This is a genomic window from Actinoplanes sp. NPDC048967 (genome assembly GCF_040649415.1).
Lineage (GTDB): Bacteria > Actinomycetota > Actinomycetes > Mycobacteriales > Micromonosporaceae > Actinoplanes.
Map to the genome: position 1 here is coordinate 854,585 of NZ_JBEZFL010000003.1, position 10,541 is coordinate 865,125.

Sequence of the window (10,541 nt, forward strand, 5' to 3'; positions counted from 1 at the left end):
AGTCGACCCGTCAGCGGCGTCCAGCTGGTGGATCACGGATCTGGGCCCGGCCCGGTCAGAGGTGGTCGGCCAGGGCGGCGATGAAGTCTCTGACCTGGTCCGGCGCGCTGATCTGGTCGGGGTGGACCGTGACGGTGACCACCAGGTTGCTGACCCGCACATGAAAATCAGAGTCCTGGACGTACGCGTCGTCGCCGACATCAGTCAACGGGGTGACGCCGGGCCGGGAACGGATGTCACTCATCAGCCGCTTCGCGCCGGCGATGTCGAGCACCGGTTCGTGGAAGCTCACGGTGAGCTTCGGCGCGTCGGTGTACCGCGGGTGGTCCTTCGGCAGCCGGAGATCACAGACCGCCGGTTTGCCGGCCGGCCGCAGCTCGTACGGCACACCCAGCTCGTCGACCACCGGCCGGATCTTCTGACATGCGCGTGGGGCCGCGTCGTATCGCCCCTCCTTCTGCGTGACCACGTACCAGACACCGACACCGCCCGCGATCAGCAGGACGGGCACGAGAACGAGGATGGCGAGAGCACGCAGGCGCATGGCCGCCGATCGTAGATCAGACCGGGTTAAGCTCGCCCGGCTACACCGCCGAGACCTCGGCGCTGCAGCTTCATCCAGTCCTTCCTCTATGCCATCCCGGCACTGGTCGTCGGTGCGTTCTTCACCGTCTGGACCATCAACCGCAGACACGAGCTGGCGGTGCTGCGGGCGATGGGCGCGGGGATCGTCGTCGGCGTCGGGTTCGGCGGGCTGATCAGCGGCAGCGCGGTGCCGTTCGCCATCGAGGCGCCCTCGGTGCTGATCGGATCTGACAGTCCCCCGGGTGAACTGGTGGCCGTGGACGGCAGCGACCTCGGCGGCATGACCGTCAAGCAGCGCGCCGCGTACCGGCGTGACCACATCGGATTCGTGTTCCAGAGCGGCAACCTGATACCGGCCCTCACGGCACTTGAGCAGCTGCGGCTGGTCGCCCAGCTCAGCCCCCGCCGACCTGCTCGCGGACGTGGAGATGACGCACAAGGCCGACCGCCGACCGCATCAACTCTCCGGCGGCGAACGTCAACGGATCGGCATCGCCCGCGCGTGAGCTCCTGGCGCCTTTCCTCCTCAGCCCACGTCGACACAAGGGCACACCCTGACCAGTGGGGCGGGCGGGACTCGAACCCGCGACCGAGGGATTATGAGTCCCCTGCTCTAACCCACTGAGCTACCGCCCCGTACCGGCGGCGATCCTATCCCGGCTGCTCAACTCCCAGCTACCGATCTTCGCCGACGGCACGGTGAGCGGCTACTTTTCGTCGTCCTGCGGCTTGGCGTGGCCGGTGTCGTCCACCAGATCCGGGGCCATGCTTCCGCCGTGGGCCTCCTGCGGCGGGTGTTCCTGCTTCGGGTCCTGCGGGCCCTGGGTGGCGTCCGGTTCGGGTTCCGTGTGAGAGTCCATGGCCGGTCTCTACCCGGCCCGGCCTGTTTCAGGCCCGGCGCCTGAGGGGATGTGCCGGGCATGACCGATGTGCGTGCGCTCTCTTCCGACCGGTTCGAGCTCGGCGAGGGCAGCCGCTGGGTCGGTGACCGGGTCGTGCTGGTCGACATTCCGGCGGGTCGCCTTTTCGGTACGCCCACACCCACCGGTGAAAGCCCCCAGACCCTCACTCTGCTCGCCGAGCTCGACGTGCCGTTGGCCGCCGTGGCTCCCGTACGGGATGCGCCCGGGAGCTGGCTCGCCGCGGCCGGGACCGGTTTCTGGCTGCTGGAGCCCGCCGGGGTCCGGGAGCTTGCCGGCGCTGAGCCGGTCACCGGCAAGGAGTGGCGGATGAACGACGCCGCCGCCGATCCGGCCGGGCGGTTCTGGGCCGGCAGCATGGCCTGCGACCAGTCGCCGAAGGGCGGCGCGCTGTACCGCTTCGACCCGGACGGCCGGGTGCACACCGTTCTCACCGGGCTGACCATCGCCAACGGCCCGGCGATCACCGCTGACGGGCGGACGATGTTCCTCTCCGACACCCCGCTCGGGCTGGTGCAGCGGTTCGACGTCGACCCGGCCACCGGGGAGCTCAGCGGGCGGCAGGAATTTGTTCAGTTGGGGCCCGACGAGGGCTCTCCCGACGGACTCACCCTCGACGCCGACGGGTTCCTGTGGGTCGCCTGTTTCGGCGGCGGTGCCGTGCGGCGCTACCGGCCGGACGGGCAGCTGGATCGCGTCGTGCCCGTCCCGGCCCGGCAGCCGACCAGCGTGTGCCTGGCCGGTTCGCAGCTGGTTGTGACGAGCGGGCGGGGCGGCCTCGACGCGCCCGGGCCGGACGACGGCGCCGTCCTGGTCACCGACGCGCCCGCGCGGGGATTGCCCGCGCTGGCGGTCAGGCGGCCGGCGAACTGACCGTCGCGCCCAGCCGGAGCAGGACAGCGCCGGCGGTCAGGCCGGCGGCGAGCTGACCGTCGCGCCCAGCGAGGACAGGACCTCACCGGCCGTACGCCAGCCGCTGGCCAGCGCGCCTTGGATCGACGGGCTGTCGCGGTGGTCTCCCGCGACGAAGAGGCCGTCGCCCAGCGCCACGGGCTTGCGGAGGCGGGCCTGCGGGACGTTCGCCGCGGGCAGGGCGTGGGGCAGCGTCACCACGCTCAGCAGCTCCCAGTCGTCGGTCGGGACGCCGTACATGCGAGCCAGCTCGACCCGGATCACCGCCTCCGACGCGCCGGACGGGGCTGAGACGCCGACCGACGAGGCGGCGATCAGGGATTTGCCCGCGGGGGCGTACTCGGGGGCCGCGTTCGACATCACGACCGTGTTGGCCACGATCTCGCGGCGGTCGCCGTCCAGCAGCAGGGTCGGCTCGTCGATCGGGGCCTGGTCCGCGCCGAAGTAGTACGTCGTCAGGCCGCGCATGTCCGGCACCGGCAGCCGGGGCAGCAGGGTCGCCGCCGTGGCCGGGTCGGTCGCCACGATGACCGCGCGGCAGCGCAGCTCCCCACCGTCCGTCACGACCTGGCCCGGGCTGACCGAGAGGGTCCGGGCGCCGACCAGCAGCTGCGGGTACGGCAACGGGCCCGCCACCGCCGCGGGCAGGGCCGCCATCCCGCTCGCGGGCACCCCGATCCGGCCCCGCGCGAACGAGCGCAGCACCATCGCCAACACGTGGCTGGACGTGTCCAGGGAGCGGTCGGCGAAGACGCCGGACAGGAACGGCCGCAGCACCTCTTCGATCATCCGGTGCGACAGGCCCGCACACCGCAGCGCTTCCTGGGTCGTCATCTCCGGGGCGTCGAGCAGCCGGGCCGGCGGGAACGTCGCGTAGCGGGTGGCCAGCGCGGCGAACTTGAGGCGGTCGGCGAGCGAGCCCACCCCCGAAGTCAGTGTCCGGGGCGCCGAGCGCGGCTCTCGCAGCGGATTTTCCAGGCGGTGCAGGCCCGGGCCGCGGCGTACGAGCACGCCGGAGGTGAAGTAGCGCATGTCGAGGGCGTCGACGTCGACCAGCGCCGGCACCCGCGGGTACGCCGTGTTGAGCACCTGGAAGCCGCGGTCGAGCCGCCAGCCGTCCACCACGTCGGTGGCCACCCGGCCGCCGATCCGCTCGGCCGCCTCCACCAGCAGCCAGTTCACCCCGGCGCGGTCCAGGCGCCGGGCAGCGGCGAGTCCGGCGAGACCGCCGCCGACGATGACGACGTCCACCGATACGGGCTGCGACACGGGCACACCTCACTGGAGGACAAACAACGCAGACCTCAGCCTAACGGCGGACCGGCATCTCAGCAGGCGAAAGAACAACCGCACCGGACACGGCGGCAGATCGCGGTCCGCCGCGATGTGTTGACTTCCTTACGCGCTGCACCGTAGTTTTGATTCACAACATCGTAGTGACAGATCCCTTGAGCGTTTTTCGGTCGGTACCCACCGGCGCGGACGCGGATCGGTCACACCTGACGCTTCTCGTTGCGAGAGTCGAGGACCCATGCCGATCGACCCGTTCAAAGTCAGGCACTGGATGAATCTCCGGAAGGTGACCGCCCAGCAGGTCGCCGAGCAGGCGGGCCTTTCCGGCGAACAGATGGCCGCACTGCTGTCGGACGGCGGTGCGCCGGTCCCGGACGAGGTCTTCAGCGCCTGCGCGGCCGCGCTGCGCGTCGAGCCGGGACAGCTGTCGACGAATACCGAGCCGGACCTGACCGTGGTCCTGCAGTCGGCGCAGGAGCTGCGAGACACGTGCCGGCCGATCCAACGCGACGGCATCCACTTCTACAACTACTACTCGATGGCCGCCCCGGCCGGCCGGGTGTCACCGGTGATCCTGGACATCCTGTGCCCGCCGGACCGGCTGCCGGCACTCAACAACGGTCACCTCGAGCCGGCCATCACGGTGAACCTCGGCCCGGGTGACATCCACGGGCGCTGGGGTGAAAACCTCTCCGAGGCGACCTGGCAGGTGCTCGAGGCCAACCGGGACACCGATCGGTGGATCACCGGTGACTCCTACGTGGAGCCGTCGTACTGCCCGCACTCGTACTCGCTGGCCGGTGCGGAAGCCGCCCGCATCGTCTCGTACACCGGACAGTCGAATCTCGTGCCGCTGGTCGAGGAGCTGAACACCTGGTCCGAGCCCGCCTTCGCCAACTTCCTCGACGCGCTGCCCGAACGGACCGAGCCGGCGGCTCTCCTCGAGCTTCTGCTGGCCCGGCGCTGCTACGACACCGCCGGCGCGGCTGCGGCCGCGGGCATCACCGAGGCCGGCGTCAAGCAGATCCTCACCGACCCGTTCGGCTCGCTGCCCGAGATGCGCGCCCTCGGTTCGGCTCTCGGCTTCGACTACCGGCTGCTGCTGCCGCCGGAGCGGCGGCACGACCCGGTCGGCAAGACGTGGACGTCCGTGGCCGAGGGCCGCCGGACCCAGCGGGACTTCCGCGGATACCGGGTCGCGTCGATGGCCAGCGCCCCGCACCTGAGCGACCTCAGCGGAACGTTCCTGCAGGTGGAGACGGCCGCGGGCGAGCACGGCGGCGACCTCGTCGAGGCCAACGAGAGCCATTACCTGGTGATCTCCGGCGCACCGGTGCTGAGCTGGCAGGATCAGGACGGCGCCTGGCAGTCGGCCGGGCTGGAGGTCGACGCGTCGGCCTGGGCCGGTCCGTTCGTCCGGCACCGCTGGTCGGGCACCGGCTCGGTGTTGCGGTTCGGCTCCGGCAGCCGGGCCGGTTACCTCGACCTGTTCGAGCTCACCAACACGTTCGCCGTCGCCGCCACTGCGCGCCGCAGCCGCCGGGACACCCGCGGCTGGGGATACGACAGCTGATGGTCGGCCTGCGGGTGGTGTACACCGATCCGGCCTGGGCGGTCGACGAGACGGGCAGCCTGCGCCCGGACCGCGCCGAGCTCGAGCGGGGAATCCTCGGCCCAGGGATCTCCGTCGAGTTGGGACCGTTCGACACCGGTTACGTGCTCGCCGGTGAGCAGCTGCACCAGGCGGTCAAGGGCGCCGATGCCCTGGTCGTCTATCGCTGCCAGGTGACGCCGGAGCTGCTCGAAGCGGCCGGCCCCGGCTGCCGGGTGATCGCCCGTAGCGGGGTCGGCATCGACAACCTCAACGGCGAGCTGCTGCGCCGCAGTGGCGTGTACGGCTTCCACATCCCGGACTACTGCGGCGACGAGGTCAGCACGCACACCCTGGCGCTGCTGCTCGCCCTCGAAAGGGGAATCTGCGTCCAGGACCGGCTGGTCCGAGCGGATGAATGGGGCATTCACCGGGGCCAGATCCCGCGTCGCGCCGCGGACCGGGTCGCCGGCATCGTCGGCTTCGGCCGGATCGGGCGGGCCACCACCCGCAAACTGCAGCCGTTCTACCGCCGGGTGCTCGCCCATGACCCGTACGTGCCGGCGGACCTCATGGCCAGCCACGGGGTGGACCGGGTCGACCGGCTGACCGAGCTGTTCGAGCGGGCCGATGCCGTCATCCTGCACGCCGCGCTGACCGCCGAGACCCGTGACCTCGTGAACACGGCAGTGCTGGCCGCCGCCCGTCCCGGCACCCTCCTGGTCAACTCCGCCCGGGGCGGCCTGGTCGACCTGGCTGCCGTGCTGGCGGCGCTGAGCGAGGGCCGGCTCGGCGGGTACGCCTCGGACGTCTTCTCGCCCGAGGACCCCAACCGGAGCGAGACCGGCCGGCGGTTGCTCGCCCGTGACGACGTCGTCGTCAGTTCGCACCGCGCGTTCCTGTCCCACGAGTCGGAGCTCAGCCTGCGGCGCCGGGTCGCTGCCGGGGTACGCGCCGTGCTCGTCGGCGGAACGCCACCACCGGAAGGACAGGTCGCATGAAGCAGCAGACCACACCCGGTCACGCAGGCACCGGACCGGCCACCCGAGGAGCACGATGATCGACGCGGGAGGCCTGATGGCGGAGCTCATCGCCGGCGGGGTCACCACCGTCACGGGGGTGCCGTGCTCGTACCTCACCCCGGTGATCAATCGGGCGATCAGCGATCCACGGGTGCGCTACCTGGCCGCGACGCACGAGGGCGAGGCCGCGGCGATCGCGGCGGGCGCGTGGCTCGGCGGCGGCCTGGGCTGCGCCATCGGGCAGAACTCCGGCTTGGGCAACATGGTGAACCCGTTGACCTCGCTGAGCTATCCGGCGCAGATTCCGCTGCTGGCCATGGTCACCTGGCGTGGCGAGCCGGGCCGTCCCGACGAGCCCCAGCACGAGTTGATGGGGCGGATCACCGGCTCGTTGCTCGATCTCATGGAGATCCCCTGGGGCCTGTTACCGGCGGCGCCGGCTGAGCTGCCCCGCGCGTTGCACAGCGCCTGGCAGTTCCTGCGGGACAAGCAGCTGCCGTACGCCGTCGTGCTCCCGGCCGGCCGGGTGATGGACGAGCCGCTGCACGAGGCGGCGCCCACCGCTCGAGAGCCGCGGCTGGTCTCGTACCCCGACGCACCGGCGCCGACCCGCTGGGCCGCGCTGGAGTCCCTGGTCACCGAGCTGCCGGACGACGCGGCGGTCGTCTCCACCACCGGCAAGACCAGCCGGGAGCTGTACACCATCGCCGACCGTCCGCAGCATTTCTACCTGGTCGGCGCGATGGGTTCCGCCGTGTCGGTCGGTCTCGGGGTCGCGTTGCACACACCCCGGCCGGTCGTGGTCATCGACGGCGACGGCGCACTGCTGATGCGGATGGGCAGCCTGGCCACAACGGCGACGCACGGCCCGGAGAACCTCGTGCACATCGTGCTCGACAACGGCGTGCACGACTCAACCGGCGGCCAGCGCACGCTGTCCGCCGCCGTCGACGTCGCCGCCGTGGCCGCCGCCTGCGGATATGCCCAGGTGCACCGGTGCCACGGCCTGGCCGATCTGACCGAGGCGCTGCACAGCGCCCTGAACGGACCGGGCCCGTCCTTCATCCACCTGCCGATCGAGCCGGGGTCGCACTCGCCGTTGGGACGGCCCCGGGTGACCCCGTCCGAGGTCGCCCGCCGGTTCCGCGCCTTCGTCGGGGAGCCCGTCGGATGAGCAGGCACCCGGTGGCCGTCATCCACGGCCGGTTCCAGCCCCTGCACCTCGGCCACCTCGAGTACCTGCTGGCCGGGGCCGACCGGGCCGACGTGCTCGTCGTCGGGATCACCAATCCGGATCCCACCCAGATCGCCGTCGAGGAGTCCGACCCGGCCCGGAGCACCGACGAAGCGAACCCGTGGACCTACTACGAGCGGTACCTGATGACCGAGGCCGCGCTCACCGAGGCCGGCATCGCCCGTGAACGTCTGCGGATCGTGCCGTTCCCGCACAGCTTCCCGCAACGCCTGCGTTACTACGCCCCGCGCGACGCCGTCTACCTGCTCACGGTCTACGACGAGTGGGGCGACACGAAGCTGGAGCGGTTCCGGTCCCTCGGACTCATGACCGAGCTGATGTGGCGGCGCACCGACAAACCGATCAGCGGCAGCCGCGTACGGCAGGCCATCGCCTCGTCTCTGCCCTGGGAAGAGCTGGTGGCGCCGGGCGTCGCCCGAGTGATCAAGGAGTGTGGCAGCGATGTCCGAATTCGCGAGGCAGCCGGTCGCGGGACGGATCTTCTTGATCGCCCTGTGCGGGGGCGGTGACCGGCCGGATCCGGCCCTGGGTGGCCGTACCTCGTTCGAGGCCGCCGCGACGCCACACCTGGACCGGCTCGCGACAGCCGGCGTTTCCGGGCTGCTCGATGTCATCGGCGAGCGGGTGCCACCGGAGTCGGATTCCGGGGCGATGGCTCTGCTCGGATACGACCCGCTGGTCCACTACACCGGACGCGGTCCGCTCGAAGGCCTCGGGATGGGTTTCCTGGAAGCCGGCGGCGGCTACTGTGCGGCGTTCCGGATCAACTTCGCCAGTGCCCGTCCGGGATCCGGCGAGCTCGACCGGCGGACCTCCCGGGATCTGTCCGACGCGGAGCTGGCCGTCCTCGTCGAGGAACTCCTGGCCGGCGTGACCATGCCGGCGGGCGTGACGCTGCGGCTCACCGGTTTCGGCCGGCACCGGGGGATCCTCGCCTTCACCAGCGGGACGGTGCCCCTGTCGGGCCAGGTCAGCAACACCGATCCCGGATTCGTCAACCGGGGGGCATTCGGCATCCCCGTCAACACCCCGGTGTCCGCCCCGCTGGAGGCCAAGCCTCTGGTCGACGACGACGCGGCCGGGTACACCGCGATGCTGGTGAACGACTTCGTCCGGCAGAGCGGCGAGATCCTGCGGCGCAGCGAGGTCAACGAGGCCCGTACGCGGGCCGGCCGGCGCCCGGCGAACACGATCCTGGTGCGCGACGGGGGCAGCCGGCCACCGAGGTTGCCGGGCTTCGCCGCCGGCAAGCTCGCCTTGTCGATGTACGGACAGGTGCCGGCCGAGCGAGGGCTGGCCGGTCTGATCGGTGGCCGGTTCACGACGGCGCGCACGGGTCCGGGGCAGACCGATCCGCAGTTCTACCAGGAACTGGTGCCGGCCGTGCTGGCCGACCCGGCGGACGTCGTCTTCGTCCATCTCAAGGGTCCGGACGAGCCGGGTCATGACGGCCGGCCGGCGGACAAGGTCCGGGCGATCAGTGAGATCGACGCCGGCTTCGTCGGTCCGCTCGCTGACCGGCTGACCCCGGCCGACACCCTGGTGGTCACGTGCGATCACGCCACCCCGTGTGCGCTCGGCATCCACTCGGCCGATCAGGTGCCCGCCGTCGTCTTCGGGTCCGGCGTGCGGCCGGACGCGGTGACCGCTTTCGGGGAGGGGCCCGCCGCTCGCGGCGCCCTGCCGGTGCAGCGGGCGAAGGATCTGCTCGGCTGGCTCATCTCCGTCCGGACGACGGCATGACCCGGGTCTCCGGTCTGCGCCTGCGCGGCATCCTGGACTCACGGGCCCAGGTCACCGTCGAGGCCGATCTCGCCTTCACCGACGGAGTGACCGGACGCGGTTCCGCGCCCCGGGCGATCGCACCGGGGCGGCGGGAGCGGGGGCGGCGGGCGGACAACCGCCTCGGGTCCTTCGGGCACACCGGGCTCGTGGCGGGGCTGGACCGATCGTTGGTCGGGCAGCCGGCCGGCCCGCAGGCCGAGTTCGACCGGTTGCTGCGCGAGCTGGACGCCACCGGGTCGCTCGGCTCCGACGTGACTGTGGCGCTGTCGGTCGCGTTCGCCCGCGCCGGGGCCACTCGACAGGGCCTTCCGCTGCACGAGTACCTCGCGGCGGCCGCCGGTACGGTCCCCGGCGTGCCGCGGCTGCTGGTCAACGTGTTCTCCGGCGGCATCCACCACGCCGGGGAACCGGACGGCTTCCAGCAGGTGATGCTCGTTCCGGAGACCGCGGGGCTGATCGATGACGTCGAACTGGCCCTGGACGTCTTCGCCGTGGCCACCGATCTCGCCACCCGCGCCCACGGCACACCGCGGCTCTCCGCGTCCAGCGGGATGCTGATCCCCGCCGACAGCGCCACCCAGGTGGCCATGCTGCGTGAGGCGATCGAGCGAGCCGGGCGGGTCGGCGAATGCTCGATCGGCGTGGATGTCGCGGCGGAACACCTGTGTGTCGCCCCCGGCCGGTACCGCTTCGCCGGGGCCGTCCTCGAGGCCGGGGCATTCGCCGACCGGCTGGCCGAGCTCGCCGGCGGGGTGGTGCCGCTGTCCTACCTGGAGGATCCGTACGACCCCGCGGACGCGGACGCCTGGCTGAAACTGCCCGCCCGGCTACCGCCGGGCACGACGGTGTACGGCGACGACCTGTTCGCGACCGACGCCGCCCGTATCGATCCGGCGCTCGCCGGGGGAATCCTGCTGAAGCCCACCCAGGCCGGAACCGTCACGGGCGCGTTGTCGGCGGCACGGACGGCGCAGACGGCCGGGATGCGGCTGGCGGTGTCGCACCGCTCGGGCGAGACCGGCGACACCGCGATGTGTGATCTGGCGGTGGCGGTCGGCGCCGGCCTGATCAAGGTTGGTGGCCCGCGCCGCGGCGACCGGCTCAATCAGTACAACCAGCTTCTCCGCCTGGCCGAGGCCGTGGCGGAGCGGACGAGCCCTCTGACGTGAAGGAGAACC

12 protein-coding genes and 1 tRNA gene are annotated in these 10,541 nt (G+C 71.7%); 8 read left to right on the plus strand and 5 right to left on the minus strand.

All coding sequences use genetic code 11. The features are described from left to right. Positions 1-55: 55 nt before the first annotated feature. Positions 56-544: a hypothetical protein gene (locus AB0C12_RS16600; RefSeq protein WP_360548625.1), complete on the minus strand. Its 489-nt coding sequence runs from the start codon at positions 542-544 to the stop codon at positions 56-58. An 86-nt stretch (positions 545-630) separates the two neighbouring features. Next, positions 631-786, minus strand: a complete 156-nt coding sequence (locus tag AB0C12_RS16605) for a hypothetical protein (protein ID WP_360548627.1) — start codon at positions 784-786, stop codon at positions 631-633. Positions 787-1,013: 227 nt separating this feature from the next. Here AB0C12_RS16605 and AB0C12_RS16610 point away from each other — a divergent pair, with 227 nt between their 5' ends. Next, positions 1,014-1,091, plus strand: a complete 78-nt coding sequence (locus tag AB0C12_RS16610) for a hypothetical protein (protein ID WP_360549042.1) — start codon at positions 1,014-1,016, stop codon at positions 1,089-1,091. A gap of 56 nt (positions 1,092-1,147) precedes the next feature. On the opposite strand, the gene AB0C12_RS16615 is transcribed toward AB0C12_RS16610, so the two are convergent. Continuing rightward, positions 1,148-1,221, minus strand: a tRNA-Ile gene (locus AB0C12_RS16615). 71 nt (positions 1,222-1,292) lie between these two features. Further along, complete coding sequence (locus tag AB0C12_RS16620; RefSeq protein WP_360548629.1) at positions 1,293-1,445, minus strand: hypothetical protein; 153 nt, start codon at positions 1,443-1,445, stop codon at positions 1,293-1,295. Between the two features lie 60 nt (positions 1,446-1,505). Here AB0C12_RS16620 and AB0C12_RS16625 point away from each other — a divergent pair, with 60 nt between their 5' ends. Then, positions 1,506-2,378 carry an SMP-30/gluconolactonase/LRE family protein gene (locus AB0C12_RS16625; RefSeq protein ID WP_360548631.1) on the plus strand — a complete coding sequence of 291 codons (873 nt, stop codon included), beginning with the start codon at positions 1,506-1,508 and terminating at the stop codon, positions 2,376-2,378. Positions 2,379-2,414: 36 nt separating this feature from the next. Here the strand turns inward: AB0C12_RS16625 and AB0C12_RS16630 are convergent, their stop codons facing one another. After that, positions 2,415-3,686 (minus strand): NAD(P)/FAD-dependent oxidoreductase, encoded by a 1,272-nt coding sequence (locus tag AB0C12_RS16630; RefSeq protein WP_360548633.1) that lies wholly within the window; start codon positions 3,684-3,686, stop codon positions 2,415-2,417. A gap of 295 nt (positions 3,687-3,981) precedes the next feature. Between AB0C12_RS16630 and AB0C12_RS16635 the strand changes: the two genes are divergently transcribed. The 6 genes from AB0C12_RS16635 to AB0C12_RS16660 are packed head-to-tail and all read left to right on the plus strand — an operon-like array spanning position 3,982 to position 10,532. Beyond that, complete coding sequence (locus AB0C12_RS16635; protein ID WP_360548635.1) at positions 3,982-5,283, plus strand: histidine kinase; 1,302 nt, start codon at positions 3,982-3,984, stop codon at positions 5,281-5,283. Then, complete coding sequence (locus AB0C12_RS16640) at positions 5,283-6,302, plus strand: C-terminal binding protein (protein WP_360548637.1); 1,020 nt, start codon at positions 5,283-5,285, stop codon at positions 6,300-6,302. Before AB0C12_RS16635 ends, AB0C12_RS16640 begins: the two co-directional genes overlap by 1 nt. Positions 6,303-6,357: 55 nt before the next feature. After that, a complete protein-coding gene (aepY, locus tag AB0C12_RS16645) occupies positions 6,358-7,497 on the plus strand; it encodes a phosphonopyruvate decarboxylase (RefSeq protein WP_360548639.1) in 1,140 nt (379 codons plus the stop codon). Beyond that, positions 7,494-8,087 (plus strand): adenylyltransferase/cytidyltransferase family protein, encoded by a 594-nt coding sequence (locus AB0C12_RS16650; protein ID WP_360548641.1) that lies wholly within the window; start codon positions 7,494-7,496, stop codon positions 8,085-8,087. Before aepY ends, AB0C12_RS16650 begins: the two co-directional genes overlap by 4 nt. After that, positions 8,020-9,321 (plus strand): CMP-5'-phosphonoformate--3-phosphoglycerate phosphonoformyl transferase, encoded by a 1,302-nt coding sequence (locus tag AB0C12_RS16655; protein WP_360548643.1) that lies wholly within the window; start codon positions 8,020-8,022, stop codon positions 9,319-9,321. Before AB0C12_RS16650 ends, AB0C12_RS16655 begins: the two co-directional genes overlap by 68 nt. Then, positions 9,318-10,532: a hypothetical protein gene (locus AB0C12_RS16660; protein ID WP_360548645.1), complete on the plus strand. Its 1,215-nt coding sequence runs from the start codon at positions 9,318-9,320 to the stop codon at positions 10,530-10,532. Before AB0C12_RS16655 ends, AB0C12_RS16660 begins: the two co-directional genes overlap by 4 nt. Positions 10,533-10,541 lie beyond the last annotated feature (9 nt).